Raw genomic sequence first — 19,703 nt, 5'->3', positions numbered from 1 at the left:
AGCGCTCAACCGCGCTGCCTGTTCTGGATCACGCTCACCACGAGGAAGGCGACGATGCCGATGGGAAACCACAGCCCGAACTTATGGGTCAACAGGCCGATCACGGCGCAGACCAGCAGGGCGCCAAAGGGAGTGAGTTTTGCCATTTGCGTATCGTAACATATTGAAATGAAATTGCCAGCTTCGTGCTTGGCTTCCACCCGGCCTTAGACCTTGGCTACGATCTGCGCCTTGTGCTCGGCCTCGGCGGTGTCTTCCTGGCCGCGCGGCTGGGCGAAATGGCGGATGATCCATTCGCGAAACAGGTAGATCGCCGGGTCCGACAGGTCTTCGGCATGCAGTTTGAGATAATAGCCATAGCCATCGGCAGCGACGGCATCGAATGGCATTACCAGGTTGCCGGCGGCGATTTCGGGGGCGAACATGTCGATATCGGCCAGGACCACGCCCGAAGCGCCGATGGCATAGCGCACGGCGGAAAAGGCGGTGTCGAACGCCAGGCCGTCGGTGCAATCGAGCGCGATGCGCTGCTGGTCGGCATAGCTGCTCCACAACAGGCCGCGCGCCTCGCCTTCCAGCTTCACGTGCAGCAAGTCGGCGGAATTGAGGAATTCCTCCAGCGACTTGCCCTTGTGCTGTTCCCACGTGGCGGGGGAGCACAGCGGCGCCACGCGCACCATCCACAACAAGTCGGTGACCATGTCGCCCACGTTGGGCCGGTCGAACACGATCATCATGTCAAGATTGCCCGGCGGCGCCCCGGTAACGTTGGACGTCGACACGTCGATGCGGATTTCGGGGTGCTCACGGCGGAACCCGTGGATCAGCGGCAGCGCGGTCTGGTAGAGCAGCGAGGGCGGGATATGCACGCGCAAGGGGCGGCTTTCCATGTCCTGGTTGCGCACCACGTTGAGCGTCTGTTCCATCCGGTCCAGGCACTTGCTGACCACCGGCAGCAGGACTTCGCCCGCCGCCGTCAGCTTCAGGCCCGAGGCGCTGCGTTCGAACAGGGGCTTGCCGATGAGGTCTTCCAGGCTGCTCACGTGCCGGCTCATCGCGCTTTGCGTCACGGTCAGCGCCTGGGCGCCCGCCGTGAAGCTCAGATAGCGGCCCACCGCCTCGAACGCGCGCAAGGCATTGAGGGGCAACCAGCGACGATTGATGAGCCCGTTCGGTCCGATGGTCGTGGCTCCCTTGAGGCATGCCTGGATTTGCCAGAAATGCGCGCTTCCTTGATCTGCGTCAATTCCATCGGATTTTTGCGCAAGCCCCGCCACGGCGAAAATCGCATGCGGGCATGACTTAATCGGATTCGCGGGCGCCGGGCGCGCCGTGCCAAACCCGGCGGACCATATTGAGAAGGACGCAAACGGGTGAACCTGGTCGACATCAAGGCCAAGCTGGACGAACGCCGCCCCGGCCACAGCCTGCCACAGGCGCTGTACAATGATGCGGCCATGTTCGATTTCGACATGGCCGCGATCTATGGCCGGTCGTGGCTGATGGCCGGTTTCACTTGCGAACTGCCGGAAACGGGGTCGTATTCCGCGCTCAAGGTGGGGCGCTGGCCGATCCTGCTGGTGCGCGACAAGGCAGGCGCGATCCGCGCGTTTCACAATTCCTGCCGGCATCGCGGCGCGATGCTGTGCAAGGAAGGCACGGGCCGTTCGCCGCGCCTGGTCTGCCCCTATCACCGCTGGACGTATAACCTCGATGGTTCGCTGTTGAGCGCGGCGCGCATGCCCGAAGATTTCGACAATGCCGAGCATGGCCTGCGCGAAGTGCGGATCGAGGTGGTGTCTGGTGTGATCTACATCTGCCTGGCCGACAATCCTCCGCCGTTCGAAGCCTTCCGGCGAGAGATGGAAGCGCTGCTGGCGCCGCACGACCTGGCCCATGCCAAAGTCGCCCATGTCGAGACGCTGACCGAATATGCCAATTGGAAGCTGGTGCTGGAAAACGGGCGCGAATGCTATCATTGCCAGGCCTCCCACCCGGAGCTGGCGCGCACCTTTCCGGTCAGCGCATCGGCGTATTTCGAATTCGGCGAGGCGGACCATGCCGCGCAATACGAAGCGCGGATGCAGGAACTGGGCCTGCCGCTCGGCCCGGTGGGCGAAGACTGGTGGCAGGCGATCCGCTTCCCGCTCAATCCCGGCATGCAGTCGATGTCGATGGACGGGCAGCCCTTGGTGGCCAAGCCGATGGTCGCGGCGGGTAATGGCGATGTCGGTTCGCTGCGCTGGGCGCTGGAGCCGCACAGCTTTGCCCATGCCGTGGGCGACCATCTGTTCTTCTTCAGCGCGATGCCGATCGGCCCGCGCGAAACGCTGGTGACGGCCAAGTGGCTGGTGCACCAGGACGCGGTGGAAGGCGTCGATTACGACCGCGCCGCCCTCGTCCAGCTATGGAACACCACCAACCTGCAGGACAAGGAACTGGCCGAAAACAACCAGCAGGGCGTGGACAGCCCCGGCTACACCCCCGGCCCCTATTCGCCCGAGGCCGAAGTGCTGGTGGTGCGCTTTGTCGACTGGTACTGCGCCAAGGCACGGGAATACCTGGAGGAAAAGCTGGGCCAAGAAGCCCCGGCGGTGAAGGGCCTGAGCCATGCGGCCTGACGCGCCGGGCGTGCGGCCCGAAACCCTGGCGGTGGCGCATGGCTACGACCCCGCCAGCGCCGGCGGCGCGGCCAAGCCGCCGGTCTACCTGACCAGCACGTTCGTCTATGAATCCGCCGCCCAGGCCAAGGCCATTCACGAGGCCTATTTCGACGGCACCGGGCCGGAAGTGGGCCAGACGCATCACATCTATGCGCGCCTGGGCCATCCCAATCTCGACATGCTGGAAAGCCGGCTGGCGGCGGTGGATGGGGCGGAAAGCGCCGCCGTCTTTGCCTCGGGCATGGCCACGCACAGCGCGATTGCGCTGGCGCACTTGCGCCCGGGCGACAGCGTGCTGCATTCGCGCCCGATCTATGGCGGCACCGACGGGCTGCTGAACCAGTTCATGCCGCAGTTCGGCGTGACGCCGTTCGACATTACCGATGGCTGCGACGCCGATCACGTGCGCGCCCAGGCGGACCAGGCGCTGGCCGCCGGGCCGCTGGCGATGATCGTGATCGAAACTCCGGCCAACCCGACGGCGGCGATCACCGACCTGCCGATGATCGTGGCCCTGGCCGACGAGATCGGTGCGCGCACCGGCCGCCGCCCGGTGGTGGTCTGCGACAACACCCTGCTCGGGCCGTTCGCCCAGCGCCCCATCGCGCTGGGGGTGGACTTGTGCATGACCTCGCTAACCAAATATTGCGGCGGGCACAGCGATCTGCTCGCGGGCGGGGTTTCCGGGCGGCTTGGCCTGATCGCGCCCTTGCGCCTGCTGCGCACCACGCTGGGCAGCCACCTCGATCCCTTCACCAGCTGGCTGGTGCTGCGTTCGATGGAAAGCGTGCATGTGCGGTCCGAACGGGCGATGCGCAATGCGCGCGTGATAGCCGAATTCCTGCGCGACCATCCCAAGGTGGCGGGCATCACCTACCTGGGCTTCCTGCCTGAGGGCAGCCCGCAGCGCGCGGTGTTCGACCGGCAGTGCAGCGGCGCGGGATCGACCTTTTCGTTCCACCTCAAGGGGGGAGAGGCCGAAGCTTTCCGCATGCTTGATGCGCTGCGCCTGATGAAAGTGGCGGTCAGCCTGGGCGGATCGGAAACCCTGGTGTGCCATTCGGCCAGCACCACGCACTATGCCGTGGCGCCCGAAAAGCGCCTGGCGGGCGGCATTACCGACGGCACCATCCGCATGTCGGTGGGGATCGAGCACGAGGATGACCTGATCGCCGACCTGGCGCAGGCGCTGGAGGTGGTGTGAGCGACAGCAACGAAGACTTCACCGGCACCGATGCCCATGCCGTCAACGGCAAGCTGCCGGGCGCCGATGCGCATTACGATCTGGTGGTGGTGGGCGCCGGGCCGGCGGGCCTGGCCGCCGCGCTGGAAGGCGCCGCGCACGGCGCCAGTGTGCTGCTGGTGGACGAGCATCCGGTTTCGCCTGCGCAGATGGGCAATGATGTGCCATTCTGGTTCGGCGGGCGCATGACCGGCGCGGTGCAGGCCAAGGCGCGCATGGTCGAGCAGGTGTTCATGGCGCAGCCGCTGTTCGAGCAGGCGTTCGACGCCGGCATCGACGTGCAACTGGGCGTCTATGCCTGGGGCCTGTGGCGCAACCGTGCCAACCTGGGCGCGCTGCCCGAGCCGATGCTGGGCCTGGCCGACGAGGAGCGTTCGTGGACCGTGGGCTTCAAGGCCATCGTGCTGGCTACAGGCGCGCGCGATCTGGCGCTGGCCTTCGATGGCTGGGCGCAACCCGGCGTGATGGGCGCGCAAGGGCTGCATGCGCTGCTCACGCGCTATGATGCCTTTGCCGGGCGCCGCGTGGTGGTGCTGGGGTCTGGCGATCTGGCGCTCGATACCGCGCAACTGGCGCTGGACAAGGGGCTGGAGGTCGCCGCGCTGATCGAAGTGCTGCCCGCGCCGCAGGGCGATCCTGCCAAAGTGGCCGCCTTGCAAGCCATGGGCGTGCCGATCCATTGCGGCACGGTGATCCGGGGTGCGCCCAGCGGCATCGACGGGGTGCGCGCCGCAGTGATCGGCCCGGTGGGCGGCGATGGACCGGGGCAGACGCTGGACTGCGACACGATCTGCATGGCGGTGGACGTGGTGCCGGCGATCGAACTGCTCGACGTGGCGGGCGGGCGCATCGTCACCGACAGCGCGCGCGGTGGCCATGTGCCCCAGGCGCTGGCCGGGCAGGCCGTGCCGGGCATGTTCATCGCCGGGGATTGCGCCGGGCTGGGCCAGAGCGAAGACGCCGCCGCCGCGCAAGGCCGCGCCGTGGCACGCCAGGCTTTGGGGATGGAGCAGGCGCTTGCCGAATCCGCGCCCGAGGCGTTCGACCGGCTGGCCTATCGCCAGGCCTGGCTGCGCGCGCTGGTGGCGGCCACGCCCGAGACTGTGCACGTGTGCCAGTGCGAGGAGGTGAGCCGGGCCGACCTGCTGGGCGTGCAACCGCCGAACTATCTGCCGCGCCCGGCAAAACTCGGCTGCCGCAGCCTGGAAACGCTGCTGGCCGATGGCCCGCCCGATCAGGAACAGATCAAGCGCCTGACCCGCGCCTGCATGGGCGCCTGCCAGGCGCGGCGTTGCCGCGAACAGGTGGGCATGCTGCTGGCGATGGGATCGAACCTGCCGGTGGAGCAGGCCCCGCGCGCGGGTTGGCGCGCGCCGGTCCGGCCGCTCGCGCTCAAAGTCTTGGCCGACTGGAACGAGGCCGAAGCCATGCGCGAGGGCTGGGACGTGTGGTTCGGCATTCCCACGCAATGGACGCCCTATCGTGACATCGGCACCGAGCGCGAAGCGATGCACCGCGAAGCGCTGGGCGGCAACATGCACCTTTGATGACGGGACGCGGCATGACGAAATCGGCAAATGGCGCTTCGGTCATCGTGATCGGGGCAGGGGTTACGGGCCTTTCGGCGGCATGGTGGCTGGCGCGTTCGGGCGTGGATGTCATGGTGCTCGACAAGGGCGTGGTCGGCTGGGAAGCCTCCAGCCGCAACGGCGGTGGCGCCTCCCACTATCAAAGCCCGCTGTTCGACGAGGAGCAGCGGATGTGGCCGCTGATGGACAAGCTGCTGGGCTATCCCACCGAATACCAGCGCGAGCGGGTGATCATCGCGGTCAGCGAGCGGCAGTTGCACCACTATCACTATATCGCCGGCATGTGCGGCGACATGGGCTATCGGGTGGACAGGATCGACGCGCAGCAGGCGCGCGAGATGGTGCCCTTGGCCGGGGACAACTGCCTGGGCGGCATCCACTTGCGCTTTGGTGGCCATGCCAATCCGCAGCGCACGGTGCAGGCCTATGCCTGGGCCACGCAGGATCTGGGCGGGCGCATTCTCCAGCATTGCCCGGCACTCTCTATCGAGGTGGCGGGCGGGCGCGCCACCGGGGTGGTGACGCCGCAGGGCACGTTTTCCTGCGATGCGCTGGTGGTGGCCGCCGGGCCGCAGATTGCCGGGCTGATGGCGCCGCTGGGCGTTGACGTGCCGCTGGCCGCCGCGCGCGCGGAAATGATCGTGACCGAGCCGGCGCCGCTGATGCGCTGGGGCGGGGTGGATGGCAACGGCCTCTATGGCCGGCAGACGCTGCGCGGCAACCTTGCCTATGGCGGCGGGCCGCACGAATGGATCGACACCGATCCCGCCGGCCCGTCGGCGCGGCCCGCCACGCCGCTGGCGCGCAACCTGGCGCGGCGCGTGGCCGAACTGCTGCCCGGCGCGGCGCACTTGAACGTGATCCGCTCATGGTCAGGGATTATCGAGAACACGCCCGACGGGCGCCCGATCATCGACCGGCTGCGCCACCCGGACAATGTCACCATCGCCACGATGTCGGGCGTCGGGTTCGGGCTTTCGCCTGCGTCTGGCCACGCGATCCGCGACCTGGTGATCGACGGGCAAGTGAGCTTTGCCGAAATCGACAAGCTGGCGCTGTCGCGCTTTGCCGACCTGCCTGCCGACTGGCGCAGCCAGCGCGGGTGGGATCCCTTGGCGCAGGCGGCATAATCGGCGCTTTTCTTTGCGGGATGCGGCGTTAGAAGGTTTCGCGCGCAACTGCCTTGCGCGTGTTTCCTGCTGAAAGTGCCCCCCATGCGCTCCATCCTGTCCCTGGCATCGGCTTCGTTTCTCACGCTGGCGCTGGCCGCCCCGGCCTTGGCGCAAGGCGCGGCGCCGGCTGCCGTCACGCCGATGACGCCCGATGTGGTGGACGCGTTCGATCAGGTGCTGCCGTCTGCCGATTTCATCCGGCGCGAAGCGATGGTGCCGATGCGCGACGGGACCAAGCTCTATACCGTGATCGTGATGAAGAAGGGCACCAAGGGCGGGCCGATCCTGCTCTCGCGCTCCCCCTACGATGCCCATGGATCGACCCATCGCGTGGCGAGCCAGCGCATCGTCGACATTCTCGAGGCGATGGACGCCGAATTTGCCGAGGACGGCTATATCCGTGTCTACCAGGACATTCGCGGCATGCACCGCTCGGAAGGCACCTATATCATGAACCGGCCGATCGCCGGGCCGCTTAACACCACGGGCATTGATGAATCGACCGATGCCTATGACACGATCGACTGGCTGGTAAAGAACGTGCCGGAAAGCAACGGCAAGGTGGGCATCATCGGCTCGTCCTACCTGGGCTTCACCACGCTGATGGCCGAAATCAACCCGCACCCCGCGTTGAAGGCCGCCGTGCCGGAAAGCCCCATGGTCGATGGCTGGATGGGCGACGACTGGTTCCACAACGGCGCGTTCCGGGTTTCCTCGCTCAGCTATGCCACGACGCAGGGGTTCAACAAGGGCGACGGTGGCGGTGAATTCGCGCTGGGCAAGGGGGATGATTACACCCGCTGGCTAGAAGCGGGATCGGTGGGTGATTTTGCGGCCAAGCTGGGCATTGCCCAGGTCCCCGGCGTGCGCAAATGGCTGGAAAACCCGGCCTATACCGATTTCTGGTCTCTCCAGGCGGTTGACAAGTGGCTGGCGGCCCGGCCCTTGACCGTGCCCACGATGATCGAAGTGGGGCAGTGGGACCAGGAAGACAGCTATGGCGCGCCAGCCGTCTATCGCGCGCTGGAGCCCAAGGACAAGAACAACGACATGGTCACGCTGGTGATCGGCCCGTGGCGCCATTCGGGCGCCAACCACGGCGGATCGAGCCTGGGCGCGCTGGATTTCACCGGGGACACCGCGCGCGAATGGCGCGTGAAATATCTCAAGCCGTTCCTGGACCACTGGCTGAAGGATGCGCCCGATCCGCATACGCCGCCCGTGCTGACGTATGCCACCGGCATCAACCAGTGGCAGGAAAGCGCGGCTTGGCCGATGGGCAAGGGCACGCCGCTCTATCTCGACGCCAAAGGCAGCGCCAGCTTTGCCAAGCCGGCCGCCGCCGGGCACGATGACTATGTCAGCGATCCGGCCCACCCGGTGCCGTTCATTCCGCGCCCGATCGACATGGAAGACGGCGCGCAGTGGAAGCCCTGGCTGGTGCACGACCAGCGTTTCGTCTCCGGCCGGCCCGACGTGTCCGAATGGCAGACCGCCACGCTCGACAAGCCGGTGCACATCATGGGCGCGCCCGAGGTGGACCTCTATGCCGCCACCACCGGCACCGACAGTGACTGGGTGGTCAAGCTGATCGACGTCTATCCCAACGACGTGCCCGAGGCGGCCGACCAGGGCGGCCGCCCGTCGATGGCCGGATACGAACTGCCGATCGGCATCGAGATTTTCCGCGGCCGCTATGCCAAGAGCTTTGCCCAGCCCGCTGCCTTGAAGCCGGGGCAAGTGGTGCACTATCACTGGGCACTGCCCAACGTGAACCATGTGTTCCTGCCGGGGCACAAGCTGAAAGTGCAGGTGCAGTCCACCTTGTTCCCGCTCTACGACCGCAACCCGCAGACCTTCGTACCCAACATCATGTTTGCAAAGCCCGGCGATTATCGCAAGGCCACGCAAAGCGTGTGGTTCGGCGGCAGTACGGCCAGCGCCGTGGTGCTCCCGGTGGCGGCGCAGTAGGCGCGGCGGTTTAGAAAACGAACCGGTCGGCCCATCATAAGGTTGGACAATGGCTGGCAACGGTGTTGATCCCGCCTTTGCGGGGTGCTCCTCCGGCTGTCGAACGCCATGCGCACTTACATGGAAGAGATGCCGAGCATAGTCTCGCAGAACGAAGACAGTCTGGGTAAATGGTACCTGCCCTGCAATCGGACTGGCTGCGCCACCGATCGCAAGCAAGTTCTCAGGCATTTACACAGGCTGTTGGGCCGCTCGGGGCGCCTGCGTGGGGCGGGATTCCGTCCGCTCGTTGGCGCGTGAGCCGAAATGCCCAAGTTCGGTAGTTGGGGCAGCGGCGCTCTGTCGGACGTACTGCCTTGCCTGTGTGTCCTTGCAGCTTTATTGTTATGTAATGCAGCGTGGAACACGTAAAACGGCACGAGCAATCGACCCAAGCTCATCGATTTTCGACTACCTTGAGGATGAAGCAGGGTTATGGGTGGAATGTCCCAATTGCAAGGGCCCTGCCAATGTCGCCCCTGGAACGATGGACGGCCGATATCTTGCAAACATGGCCAATTTGACCTGTTTCAGCTGCTCGACAAGAAGAGAAAACAAGGACACGACAGACGAGGGTACTCAACGATGCGGGAGTTGCGGCACCAGAATTTCGATTGAAAATCCTGTTGCCAAACCTCGTTTTTCAGGAAAAGAGCCCCCAAACCGTCGATCGGGTTGTGGCTTTTGTCGTAGGCTCCAACAGGGCTGCGATCCCTTTTTTGGTCTCCCCTTGTTTTTGAAAACGAAAGTTGGCGATAAGGAACTATGGGCAGTCAACCGAAGGCATGCCGTTGATCTTCAATACTACCTTGGCGCTATGCTGCGCGAACGCGGGAAGGGTTTCGCACTGACGGCATTCGCACGGTTGCCTGCGTGGGTGAAAACAGCCTCAAGTCGCCCGAAGGTCCTCCATGCTCTAGGAAAGATGCTTTCCTTGGCAGATCGTCATCGGTTGCCGTAGTTTTAGACCATTCCTGACCTACCGGTGCAGGAGGTGGCGCCCAGGCAGATGTCCCACTCGATCGACACAAGCCCAATAAACGGTTTCAGGCGAAGTGGGCGTACACCGCAACATTTTTGTACTCTGGACGGGGGCCAGTCCTTTGGTGATTGGCCCTTGGTCACGTCGCGCTCGCTTGAATGCCTGGACCAGCCTCGCTTGTGTTCTGGCCGCCCAGCACGCACTATGCGTTTCTAATTCTGCGTAAGGGGTCATGATGAGGCGGGCACTTCTACCTTTGTTGCTGGCATTGCCCGTCGCTGCCTTGGCGGCACAGATACCTGATGCAGTGGTCGCCGATCCGCCGGTCGACACGCGTCACCCGGCCGGCCTGGCGGCTTTCGTCATTCCTTCTGCCGATGGTGCGCTGAACGCGGTGATGTATACGGCGGCAGGGGCTGGCCCCCATCCGACGCTGCTGCTGCTTCATGGTTTTCCCGGCAACGAGCAGAACCTTGACCTGGCCCAAGCCGCGCGCCGGGCGGGCTGGAACGTGCTGACGTTTCACTACCGCGGATCATGGGGCAGCCCGGGCAGCTATTCGTTTGCCCATTGCCAGGCCGATGCCGCCAACGTGCTGGCCTATCTGCGAACGGACAAGGCCGTCCGGCAATTTGCCATCGACCCATCTCGCATCGCGGTTGCCGGGCATAGCCTTGGAGGCATCGTTGCGGCGCGGGTTGGTGCAGATGATCCGAAAGTTGTTGGGGTGTTCCTGATCGATCCGGCCGATATTGCCGCGATCGGGCGCAGTTTTTCCGATCCCAAGCAACGCGAAGCTTTCCTGGTGGGGGAAGTGCGCGGTGACATGCCCCCGTTGGCCGGCACCAGCGAGGCCATGATCATGGACGAGGTGGCCCACGCGGGCCCGGCGTTGGATCTCGTGGCGACGATGCCCGCACTGGCAGGGCGCCCGCTGGCGCTCATAGGCGCCAAGCGAGGGATTGGCGCCATGGCGGCAACGGCAGCCGTCGCCGCGCGCAAGGCAGGTGCGGTCCATCTGGAGGCCGAGACGCTTGATACCGACCACAGCTTTTCCGACATGCGCATAGCCCTGGCGAGCAAATTGGTGAATTGGTTGGGTCAATTCCGGCCATGATCGCTGCGGTGCGGTTATATCTGGGGAAGGCCGAAGCCTAGGTCGGGTCAAGCCCGGCCAGTGCTAGGCAGGCATCGAGCGTGGTGGCCTGATCGACGATGATCGCGCCGATATAGCCGTCCGGGCGGACGAGAACGCAGTCGCCGGGATGGACGCCATAGGCGGCCTGAAATTGTCCGGCGTCGTCGGCAAAGGCACCGTGTTTTCCGATTGCGTGGACTTGCAGGCCAGGCCTGGCCGCGAGTGGGGCGGTGCCAAAGCAAAGCAGCGTCCAGTGCGGCCCTTTGAACAGATCGAACAATCGGTGCTGCTGGCCCGCCGCATCGCGAACCAGAGCATCGGGCGCGCGGTCTCCGGCCTGCAGGTCTCCCGATCGACCGGGCGTGGGCATCGCGAGCGGCGATTCCCGATAGCCAAGATCGAGTTGGTGTACATTGCGCCCGCGGCGCATGTCGCCGCTTTTCAGCGCATCGAGCAGCCCGGTTGCTAGTCCAACCATCGCTTGTGCGACGGGGCGGCGTTCGGCTTCATAGGTGTCGAGCAGCGCAAGCGGAGCACCGTGAATGACCGCGTCCAGCTTCCAGCCGAGATTGTAGGCATCCTGAACGCTGGTGTTCAGCCCCTGTCCGCCGGTCGGCGGATGCGTGTGCGCGGCATCGCCGACGAGGAAGGTGCGTTGCGCACGATAGCGATCGGCGAGCCGCGCGTTCATTTTGTAAGCCGATGCCCAGGATACCGAATGCACCAGCAGATCGTGCCGGGCGGACCGCTCGCGCAGCAGCGTCGTCAAGCCCTGCGCAGACAGATCCACCTCGCCATTCATCGCGACCGGTCCTTGCAGTTGGAAGAGATCGGTTCCGGCCAGCGGGCAGGCAGAAATCTGGCGTTGCCGATCATCCAGGCCGAAGCGGTGCCATACGTCGCGCGACAGGCCGGTAAGCGGCAATGGGTACGGTTCCGAGAACGTGGGCAAACCTGCTTCCATCATGTCGGAGTCGATGAAGCTGCCGTCTTGCTGGTACGCGCGCTGCCTGGGGTAGGGGCCGCCCAGGGCAAGGATCCGATCGATGATGCCAAGGTCTTCGAAAACTTCCTGGGTACGGGGCTGGATCGCCTTGCCGCGCGAACCGCGGAACGGTTCCTCCAGCTTGTCGATCAGGCGAAACGAGATGCCTCGCCGCGCCAGGTCGATGGCCAGCGTCAGCCCAGCGGCACCTGCGCCGCAGATCAGCACATCCGCCGCGAAACCGTTTGTCATAGCAAACTCCATGTGTGTATTATGCACGCATATCGGGATGGTCGATCGGAGTCAAATTTAAAAGTGCATAATACACTTAATTCCGCTCTCCTGCGGGAGCTGCACGGGGCGCTGATCGATATCGTCAGTGTGATGAATCGTCCCCAGCGCGACGAGGCCATGGTGCGCGAGGCGGGCATCGCGCTCGATCGCGCGCTGTTTCCGCTGCTGGTGATGGTCGAGCGGCTTGGGCCGATCGGCATTGTCGACCTGGCCGACCGCGTGGGACGCGATTACACGACGGTAAGCCGCCAGGTTACCAAGCTCGAAAGCCTCGGTTTGGTTGAACGCCGCGCTAGCCAGGCGGACGGCCGTGTGCGTGAGGCAACGATTACTCCCCAGGGCAAAACCCTGACCGACAAGATCGACATGGCGCGCGAGGCCATGGCGCGCGCGATATTTGCCGATTGGCCAGAGCAGGATGTTGCCGACCTTGTCCGGCTGATGCGCCGCTTTGCAGATGCGGTGCAGGCCGACCCAGCCGAGCGGGACCGGGAAGCCTAGGCGGGGGTTTGCCGCGACAGGCAAGCGGGGCAGGGCAAAGAGCCCGCTTGCCATTCGCGCCCGGCACGTGCGGCGGAATGGGGCCAACTACCTAGGGCGGCTATAGACCAAGGCTAACGGACCGCGCGCTAAGGTGCCTGCATTCGTGTGAGTCTGTTGTGCTGCGTGTTGGGCGCGGCTGGATATCGGAGTGGCCCATGCTGTCATGGTTCAGGGAAATTGCCCCGATCCGCACCAAATTTCGCTTTCTCGTGGCGATGCAGGCGATTCTGGCGGTGGCGACCGTTGCCGTCGTCATCGTCGTGGTCGAAGATATCGTGACCAGCCACGCCGTTACGCTGATCATCCTGACGCTATCTCTCGCATCGGTGGCCATGCTTGCCTGGGCTGGCAAGACCATCTGCGATCCCTATGTCGCCACGGTCTTGCGCATGGAAGCGCTGGCCGCCGGTGACCTGGATTCACCGGTCAGCTTTACCGCCTATCAGGATTGCGTCGGGCGTCTGACGCGGGCGATGGCCACGTTTCGACAGCAGGCGGTGGTCCTGCGCGAGGACGCGGCGATCCAGCAGCGCGTCGTTACGGCGATGGCCGGCGCCCTTCGGCGATTGGCCGCCAACGACCTGACGGCGCGCGTCGATGAGACCTTGCCCGGAGAATACGGCAAGCTGCGCGACAACTTCAACAGCGCGGCTGAAGCGCTCGATGCCGCGTTCCATGGCGTGGCCCATTCCGCTGCCGACATCCTCAACGGCTCTGCAGAAATCCGTTCTGCATCCGATGATCTTTCGGCGCGTACCGAGCAGCAGGCCGCGGCGCTCGAGCAAAGCACATCGGGCATTGCCGAAGTGACGCAGACGGTGCAGCGCAACGCCGCGGCCGCGCAAGCCGTTGCGCAGAACGTGCGCGATGTTCAGGTGGAGGCGCGGCAAGGGGGCACCGTCGTGGCCAAGGCAGTAGCGGCCATGACCGGCATCCAGAATTCTTCGGACGAGATTGCCCAGATCATCTCGGTCATCGACGGGATTGCCTTCCAGACCAATCTGCTGGCGCTGAACGCCGGCGTGGAAGCGGCGCGCGCAGGCGAAAGTGGCAAGGGCTTTGCCGTGGTCGCCACCGAAGTGCGGGCACTGGCCCAGCGGTCTGCGGACGCGGCAACCCAGATCCGCACGTTGATCAATGCCAGCACCGAGCAGGTGCGCGATGGCGTGGGCCTGGTCGGCGCGACCGGTGACGCGCTTGCCGCCATCGTCGACAGCATCGACCAGATCGCGACATCGGTCATCGCGATCGCCGAATCAGCGGCCAGCCAGTCCAACTCATTGGAGCGTGTCAGCGCCACTGCCGGCGAAATGGACCGCATGACCCAGCAAAATGCGGCGATGGTGGAACAGAGCAACGCGGCCGCACGGCAATTGGCCGATCAATCGGCCCGGCTGTCTCAGCTTGTTCAGGGATTCCACATTTCCCGGACCGGCGCCACCCCCATCGCAGCGCCCAAAACGGCAGCCATGCTGGCAAGCGATCGCGTCATCGCGCCCGCGCCCATGCCCGTGCCTGTGCCCGTGCAACGGCCAGTGGCCACGAACCTGGCTGTGGCCGAAAACTGGTCGGAGTTCTGATCGTCATTGGCAACGGGATCGCACGGGGTTTCAGGTGCGGTGCGTCCCGCCGCTGGCACGCAGGACCAGTTCGCCTTTGAGGCGTTCAACGCCGGTGACGGTGTTGCCCTCTTCAATCTGGTCGATCAGGACGCTGAGCGTGCGATCGACCATCGCTTCCAAGGGCGCGGCATAAGTAGCCAGTTCGAACGCTTGCCAGCCGGCCGCCGGGGCATCGTCAAACCCGAACACCGCCACTTCGCGGCCTGGAACCAGGCCCAGGTCCCGCACCGCCTGGACCGCGAACAGACCCATGAAGTCGGTCACGCAGAACAGCGCATCGGCAGGATCGGGCCGGTCCAGCAGGTCGCGCACGGCGCGATAGGTCCCCTCGGCGGTGAATTCGCCACAGGCCTGCAGCAAGCGCGCTTCGGCATGTTCAGCCACCGCATCCTTGAAATGCAGCGCGCGTTCGGATCCGGCCGAGCTTTCCGCCAGGCCACTGATCAGGCCCAGCCGGCGCCGTCCCTGCCCAAGCAGATAGGCCGCAATGGCGCGTGCGCCATGGGCGTTGTCGGCGCAGACGCCGGGAATGCGTTCTTCGGGATCGATATTGTTGAGCATGACCACCGGCAGTCCTGCCGCAAGGCATTCGCGCGCGGCGAGCGTGGCAAGGCTGGACGAGGCAAAGATCACGCCGTCGAGCTGGTAGCGCAGCAGTTCGTCCAGAACCGGGTCGAGGCTCGCCTGGCCATGGGTGATGAACAGCACGATGCGGTAGCCAGCTGCCGCTGCGCGTTCATGGAGCTGTTCCACCAGCGCCGGATAGAACTGGTTGTCGAGGCTGGTGATCGCCAGCCCCAGCAAGCGCGACCGGCTGGTGATCAGCGAGCGGGCATTGGCATTGGGACGGTAGCGCAGCAGCCGCGCCGCCTCGAGGATGCGCTGCCGCGCGTCTTCAGACACCAGGCCGCCGGTGAACGCGCGCGACACGGCGGATTTGGAGACACCCGCCACGCGGGCGACGTCGGCACCCGTAGCGCGCCGCCCGTTCACGATGACATGTTTCGTTGCATGATCGCAGCGGTAACAGCACTGGGAAGGATTGCAAAGCCGCGATCCGATTTCTCCGATAGCCATCCATTGCCAAATTGAATTTGTCGAATCCCCGCAAACACGGTCATTCAGCGCACTACATATCGGGAGAGAAACAGCGACGCGCGAAAGCGTCACGCCCAAAGGTGGGAGCGATTGCAGTGGTACTCGGCCATTGCCGAAGCCGCGGTTTGCGCATGCCCCGCCTTGCGGCGCCCCCAGCCAAAGGGGCGTCCGACATTGCTTGATGTTGAAGCGGCAGGCTTGGCCAGGGTCGCCCGGTGTGGGCGCGCGGCCGCCCGTCTTTGCGCGATCCCCAAGGAGCACAGATGAGACAGAACAGAAATCCAGGCGCGATGACGGGAATAGCGTTGCTGTTGCCGATCACGCTTTCGACCATGGCGATCGTCTTGCTGGCGCCGGTCCTGCCGGGGATACTGGCCGAATTTTCCGGCGTGCCGGGGCATGAATACTGGGTGCCCATGATCTTGACGATCCCGGCACTGTGCATTGCGCTGTTTTCGACTCTGGCAGGCTTGCTCGGCGATGTGTTCGGGCGGCGGCGCCTGCTGGTTGCGTCGTTCGTGATCTATGCGATCGTGGGCGTGGCACCGGTGTTCCTGCGGGATCTGGGGGCGATCCTGGTCAGTCGTGTCGGCGTGGGCATCGCCGAGGCGCTGATCATGGTGCTCTCGACCACGATGATCGGTGATTACTTTCACGGTGCCGCGCGCGACAAATGGTTGGCGGCGCAAACCGCGTTCGCCTCGGTATCGGCGCTGCTGTTCTTCAACATCGGCGGCCAATTGGGCAATTTCGGCTGGCGCACGCCGTTCTGGGTCTATCTTTCGGCCCTGCTCATGCTGGCGCTGGTGCTTTGCTTCACGTGGGAGCCCAAGGATGCAGCGGCGCAAGACGGCGGCGCTGCAGCCGCCGGACAGGCGCCGGCGCGTGGCTGGGCCGGATTTCCCTGGGCGCGCATGCTGCTGATCCTTGCGATCACCGTCTATGGCGCGATCTTCTTCTACACCGTGCAGATCCAGGCTTCGGCAGGCCTTGCCTTGCTTGGCGTTACGAACCCGGCGCGCGCCGGCTTCCTGACCTCGATCGCCAGCATCGGCGTGCCGTTGGGAACATTCATCTATTCGCGTATCGGGCGCTGGCCGGTGCAGCGTCTGCTGGTGATCGAATTCGGCTTTCTGGCGGTCGGCTTCCTGCTGATGGGCCGCGCGGAAACGACCGGTGCTTTCGTGGTGGGGTGCTTCATCAACCAGCTTGGCGCTGGCCTGCTGCTGCCGACCTTGCTGGTCTGGGCGATGAGCCTGCTGGCCTTTGAAGTGCGCGGTCGCGGCGCGGGCATGTGGCAGAGCGCCTTTGCCCTGGGGCAGTTCCTTAGCCCCGTAGTGGTGACTTTTGCCGCCACCCATGCCGGCGGCCTGCAAAACGCCTTTGCCGTGATGTCGGGCGGTGCGGTGGCGGGGCTGGTTGTCCTGCTGCTGTGCGCCAGCCGGATTGCCCGGGTGGGCGACATCGACGAGGCCGGGCTGAAAGTCGGCGTCCATGGCTGAGCGGCTTGCGGGAAAAGTGGCCGTCGTCACTGGCGCGGCCAACGGCATTGGCGCGGGCGTGGCCGCAGCGTTCGCCGACCAGGGCGCCACTGTCATTGGCGTGGACCAGGCCGGGTGTGACCACGCCTGCGATCTGACCGACGAAGCTGCGGTTACGGCGCTGTTTGGCCGCATCGGGGAAACGCATGGGCGGATCGATATTCTGGTCAACGCGGCGGCCTATGCCGTGTTCGCTTGGATCGAAGAGCTTTCCTACCAGGATTGGAAGCGCACTCTGGCGTGCGAACTGGACATCGTGTTCCTGCCCACCCGCGCTGCCTGGCCTTTGCTCAAGGCCAGCGGCCGGGCCAGCGTGATCAACTTTGCCAGTGCCAATGCCTATCATGCGCTGCCGGGATCGGCCGCGCTGGCGCATTGCGCGGGCAAGGGCGGCGTGCTGGCAATGACGCGGCAACTGGCCATGGAAGGTGCGCCGCACGGGGTGCGGGCCAACACCATTTCGCCTGGTTTCATCCGCACCGCGGCAACCGATCGCCACTTGGCTGCCGACCCGGCGCTCAAGGCGCAGATCCTCGCCAAGAACATGCTGCCGATGCTGGGAGAACCGCAGGACATCGCCTTTGCCGCGATCTGGCTTGGCAGCGACGAGGCCCGGTACGTGACGGGTGCTGATTTCTCCGTCGATGGAGGCGCCACCGCCTGGTGAAAGCATTGCATTCAAATCAAAAAATGGGAGGATGTATGAAACAGTCGATTTACGCCCGCGCTTTGCCGGCACTGTGCCTGGCCGTGGTCTGTGCGCCAGCCCATGCGGCCGATGCTGCCCCGCCCCAGGGCGATAGCGACAGCAATGGCGGCGAGGGCAAGGTCTCGCTCGGCGATATCATCGTGACGGCGCAGAAAACCGCTTCCACGCTGCAAAAGACCCCGATGTCGATCTCGGTCGTGGGCGGCGAGGCCGTGGCGCGCATGGCGCAGACTGCTGCCGATGAAGTTCTCAAGGGCGTTGCGGGGGTCGAGGTGCAGGGCGCCGCGCGCGGGCAGGTCATCGCCATTCGCGGCCTTGGCACCGACACGCCATCCGGCGTGGGCGAAAGTTCGGTTTCGACCAATTTCGACGGCGTCTACTCGATCCGCGCCGAATCCAACACGCTGGGTTTCTATGACCTGGAGCGCGTCGAGGTGCTGCGCGGGCCGCAGTCCACGCTGTATGGCCGCAACGCCACGGCCGGCGTGGTCAACATGATCAGCGCCAATCCCAAGCTGGGCGATCGCGCGATGGCCATCACGGTGGGCGCCGGCAATTACAACCTTGTGCGCGGCGAGGCCATGATCAACCTGCCGCTGGCCGATACGGTGGCCTTGCGCGTTTCGGGCACTGGCATTTCCCGCGATGGCTATCTCAACAACGGCCACAGCGACCAGAAAGGCGCCGGCGTGCGCGCCAAGTTGCTCTGGGAACCAAGCGCCGACGTTTCGGTCCTCACCGGCTTCGAAGGCGCCTGGCTCAAGGGCCACGGCAGCGGCGCGGTCGAGGTGGCGAATTTCGACGCCGGCAAACCCTATACCACGGCCGATTCCAGCATCGGTGGCCAGGATTACTTTGGCTACAAGGCGTGGAGCCAGGTCGACTGGAAAGTGGGACCGGGCACCGTCACGTTCATTCCCGCCTACCAGCACGGCCACGGCGTGAACAACGGTGTGTTCGGCGGCCGCGGCACCTATGGCCAGGACCCGGCCAAGATCGACCAGGGCAGCGCCGAACTGCGCTATGCCGCCGCACCCGGCGCCCCGGTGCAGTGGATCGTGGGCCTCTATCATTATGACTACAGCCAGTTCACCTTTTCGCTCGACAACGCCACGTACGGCAGCACCGCCGGCTACAGCTACAACCGGGGCATTTCCAATGCGGTATTTGGGCAGGTTACCGTACCTGTGGCGCCGGGCCTGCGGCTTGTGGGCGGCATGCGCGAGACCTGGGACCGGCGCCGCGCCAGCGGGACGGATTCTGCCGGAAACATCGTGGGTGGCCGACTGAGCAACAGCTTCTTCGATTACCGCGCTGGCGTGGAATACGATGTCGGCGCGCATTCGCTGGCCTATGTTACGGCCTCCAGCGCGTTTCGCCCCGGTGGGGTGAGCCCATTCGATGGCAAGACCTTCCTGCCCGAACGGCTCCATGCCTATGAGGCCGGTCTCAAGAACCGCCTGTTCGACAACCGGCTGCAGTTCAATTTGAGCGGGTTCTACTACGATTATTCGAACTATCAGGTGGTGGACTTCTTCATCGGCGCCACCGGGCCCAACCTGGTGTTCTACAATGTGGATGCGCGCAACTATGGTCTGGAGCTGGATGCCCAGGCCGCGTTGAGCGCGGCCGATACGGTCAACCTGAGCGCCACTTATCTCGCCTCGCGGATCGAGGGCGATCTGATCCTGCACCCGTCCGATCCCTTCACCCCGGTGAACTTCAAGGGCGAGCGGCTGCCGCACGCGCCGCGCTGGACGGTGAAGGGCGGCTATCAGCATGTGTTCGACATGGCAGGCGCGGGCTCGCTCACCGCGCGGGCCGATGCCCGCTATGTGACGCGGCAATATCTTGCGCCCAACAACACCGCTGGTGCCACGCAGGAAGCCTATGGCGCGCTGGACGCTTCGCTCGCCTGGCGATCGGCCAACGATCGCTACAGCCTCACCGCGTACATGAAGAACATCACCAACAAGGCGGTGAAGACCGGCTATTTCGTCGGCTACGTCACTGTCGCCGCTCCCAAGACTTATGGCGTGACGGCTTCGGCGCGCTTTTGATCGGGCAGCCGCGGGCGCTGCTTTGGCGGCAGCGCCCGCCTTCTTCCTCCCCTC

Annotated in this window: 15 protein-coding genes; 11 read left to right on the top strand and 4 right to left on the bottom strand. The window is 65.0% G+C overall.

What is annotated here, in order from left to right:
- Positions 1 to 5: 5 nt before the first annotated feature.
- Positions 6 to 146: a hypothetical protein gene (locus FHW94_RS18810; protein WP_168557379.1), complete on the bottom strand. Its 141-nt coding sequence runs from the start codon at positions 144 to 146 to the stop codon at positions 6 to 8.
- A 60-nt stretch (positions 147 to 206) separates the two neighbouring features.
- Positions 207 to 1,148 carry a LysR family transcriptional regulator gene (locus tag FHW94_RS18805; protein ID WP_210425756.1) on the bottom strand — a complete coding sequence of 314 codons (942 nt, stop codon included), beginning with the start codon at positions 1,146 to 1,148 and terminating at the stop codon, positions 207 to 209.
- A gap of 225 nt (positions 1,149 to 1,373) precedes the next feature.
- On the opposite strand from FHW94_RS18805, the gene FHW94_RS18800 reads away from it, so the two are divergent.
- The 6 genes from FHW94_RS18800 to FHW94_RS18775 all read left to right on the top strand — a co-directional run bounded on the left by FHW94_RS18800 (position 1,374) and on the right by FHW94_RS18775 (position 10,776).
- Positions 1,374 to 2,621: an aromatic ring-hydroxylating dioxygenase subunit alpha gene (locus FHW94_RS18800; protein ID WP_168557378.1), complete on the top strand. Its 1,248-nt coding sequence runs from the start codon at positions 1,374 to 1,376 to the stop codon at positions 2,619 to 2,621.
- A complete protein-coding gene (locus FHW94_RS18795) occupies positions 2,611 to 3,867 on the top strand; it encodes a cystathionine gamma-synthase family protein (protein WP_168557377.1) in 1,257 nt (418 codons plus the stop codon). Before FHW94_RS18800 ends, FHW94_RS18795 begins: the two co-directional genes overlap by 11 nt.
- Positions 3,864 to 5,453, top strand: a complete 1,590-nt coding sequence (locus FHW94_RS18790) for an FAD-dependent oxidoreductase (RefSeq protein ID WP_168557376.1) — start codon at positions 3,864 to 3,866, stop codon at positions 5,451 to 5,453. The genes FHW94_RS18795 and FHW94_RS18790 overlap by 4 nt, the downstream gene beginning before the upstream one ends.
- 14 nt (positions 5,454 to 5,467) lie before the next feature.
- Positions 5,468 to 6,625: an FAD-binding oxidoreductase gene (locus FHW94_RS18785; RefSeq protein ID WP_246866265.1), complete on the top strand. Its 1,158-nt coding sequence runs from the start codon at positions 5,468 to 5,470 to the stop codon at positions 6,623 to 6,625.
- Between the two features lie 84 nt (positions 6,626 to 6,709).
- Positions 6,710 to 8,638: a CocE/NonD family hydrolase gene (locus FHW94_RS18780; RefSeq protein ID WP_168557374.1), complete on the top strand. Its 1,929-nt coding sequence runs from the start codon at positions 6,710 to 6,712 to the stop codon at positions 8,636 to 8,638.
- A 1,256-nt stretch (positions 8,639 to 9,894) separates the two neighbouring features.
- Complete coding sequence (locus FHW94_RS18775; protein ID WP_168557373.1) at positions 9,895 to 10,776, top strand: alpha/beta fold hydrolase; 882 nt, start codon at positions 9,895 to 9,897, stop codon at positions 10,774 to 10,776.
- Positions 10,777 to 10,813: 37 nt separating this feature from the next.
- On the opposite strand, the gene FHW94_RS23620 is transcribed toward FHW94_RS18775, so the two are convergent.
- The gene (locus FHW94_RS23620; RefSeq protein WP_168557372.1) at positions 10,814 to 12,034 is read right to left on the bottom strand and encodes an FAD-dependent monooxygenase; all 1,221 of its coding nucleotides are present in this window, start codon (positions 12,032 to 12,034) and stop codon (positions 10,814 to 10,816) included.
- Between the two features lie 132 nt (positions 12,035 to 12,166).
- Here FHW94_RS23620 and FHW94_RS18765 point away from each other — a divergent pair, with 132 nt between their 5' ends.
- Positions 12,167 to 12,577, top strand: a complete 411-nt coding sequence (locus tag FHW94_RS18765) for a MarR family winged helix-turn-helix transcriptional regulator (RefSeq protein ID WP_246866264.1) — start codon at positions 12,167 to 12,169, stop codon at positions 12,575 to 12,577.
- 197 nt (positions 12,578 to 12,774) lie between these two features.
- Positions 12,775 to 14,199, top strand: a complete 1,425-nt coding sequence (locus tag FHW94_RS18760) for a methyl-accepting chemotaxis protein (protein ID WP_168557370.1) — start codon at positions 12,775 to 12,777, stop codon at positions 14,197 to 14,199.
- Between the two features lie 30 nt (positions 14,200 to 14,229).
- Here the strand turns inward: FHW94_RS18760 and FHW94_RS18755 are convergent, their stop codons facing one another.
- Positions 14,230 to 15,234, bottom strand: a complete 1,005-nt coding sequence (locus FHW94_RS18755) for a LacI family DNA-binding transcriptional regulator (RefSeq protein ID WP_168557369.1) — start codon at positions 15,232 to 15,234, stop codon at positions 14,230 to 14,232.
- Positions 15,235 to 15,602: 368 nt separating this feature from the next.
- On the opposite strand from FHW94_RS18755, the gene FHW94_RS18750 reads away from it, so the two are divergent.
- The 3 genes from FHW94_RS18750 to FHW94_RS18740 are packed head-to-tail and all read left to right on the top strand — an operon-like array spanning position 15,603 to position 19,649.
- Positions 15,603 to 16,841: an MFS transporter gene (locus FHW94_RS18750; RefSeq protein ID WP_168557368.1), complete on the top strand. Its 1,239-nt coding sequence runs from the start codon at positions 15,603 to 15,605 to the stop codon at positions 16,839 to 16,841.
- On the top strand, positions 16,834 to 17,547 hold the full coding sequence (locus FHW94_RS18745; RefSeq protein WP_168557367.1) for an SDR family NAD(P)-dependent oxidoreductase: 714 nt from the start codon (positions 16,834 to 16,836) through the stop codon (positions 17,545 to 17,547). Before FHW94_RS18750 ends, FHW94_RS18745 begins: the two co-directional genes overlap by 8 nt.
- Positions 17,548 to 17,582: 35 nt before the next feature.
- Positions 17,583 to 19,649 (top strand): TonB-dependent receptor, encoded by a 2,067-nt coding sequence (locus tag FHW94_RS18740; RefSeq protein ID WP_168557366.1) that lies wholly within the window; start codon positions 17,583 to 17,585, stop codon positions 19,647 to 19,649.
- The last annotated feature ends 54 nt before the right edge of the window (positions 19,650 to 19,703 follow it).

It is taken from the genome of Novosphingobium sp. SG720 (assembly GCF_012275365.1).
GTDB classification, from domain to species: domain Bacteria; phylum Pseudomonadota; class Alphaproteobacteria; order Sphingomonadales; family Sphingomonadaceae; genus Novosphingobium; species Novosphingobium rhizosphaerae.
The sequence above is the reverse complement of the archived record's forward strand: the minus strand, read 5'-3'. Positions and strand labels throughout refer to the sequence as shown.

Bases quoted from the DNA above. Each gene is read 5' to 3' on its own strand.
- FHW94_RS18750 (WP_168557368.1), top strand. From the start codon at position 15,603: ATGAGACAGAACAGAAATCCAGGCGCGATGACGGGAATAGCGTTGCTG.
- FHW94_RS18760 (WP_168557370.1), top strand. From the start codon at position 12,775: ATGCTGTCATGGTTCAGGGAAATTGCCCCGATCCGCACCAAATTTCGC.
- FHW94_RS18775 (WP_168557373.1), top strand. From the start codon at position 9,895: ATGAGGCGGGCACTTCTACCTTTGTTGCTGGCATTGCCCGTCGCTGCC.
- FHW94_RS23620 (WP_168557372.1), bottom strand. From the start codon at position 12,034: ATGACAAACGGTTTCGCGGCGGATGTGCTGATCTGCGGCGCAGGTGCC.
- FHW94_RS18745 (WP_168557367.1), top strand. From the start codon at position 16,834: ATGGCTGAGCGGCTTGCGGGAAAAGTGGCCGTCGTCACTGGCGCGGCC.
- FHW94_RS18785 (WP_246866265.1), top strand. From the start codon at position 5,468: ATGACGAAATCGGCAAATGGCGCTTCGGTCATCGTGATCGGGGCAGGG.
- FHW94_RS18795 (WP_168557377.1), top strand. From the start codon at position 2,611: ATGCGGCCTGACGCGCCGGGCGTGCGGCCCGAAACCCTGGCGGTGGCG.
- FHW94_RS18740 (WP_168557366.1), top strand. From the start codon at position 17,583: ATGAAACAGTCGATTTACGCCCGCGCTTTGCCGGCACTGTGCCTGGCC.
- FHW94_RS18780 (WP_168557374.1), top strand. From the start codon at position 6,710: ATGCGCTCCATCCTGTCCCTGGCATCGGCTTCGTTTCTCACGCTGGCG.
- FHW94_RS18810 (WP_168557379.1), bottom strand. From the start codon at position 146: ATGGCAAAACTCACTCCCTTTGGCGCCCTGCTGGTCTGCGCCGTGATC.
- FHW94_RS18765 (WP_246866264.1), top strand. From the start codon at position 12,167: ATGAATCGTCCCCAGCGCGACGAGGCCATGGTGCGCGAGGCGGGCATC.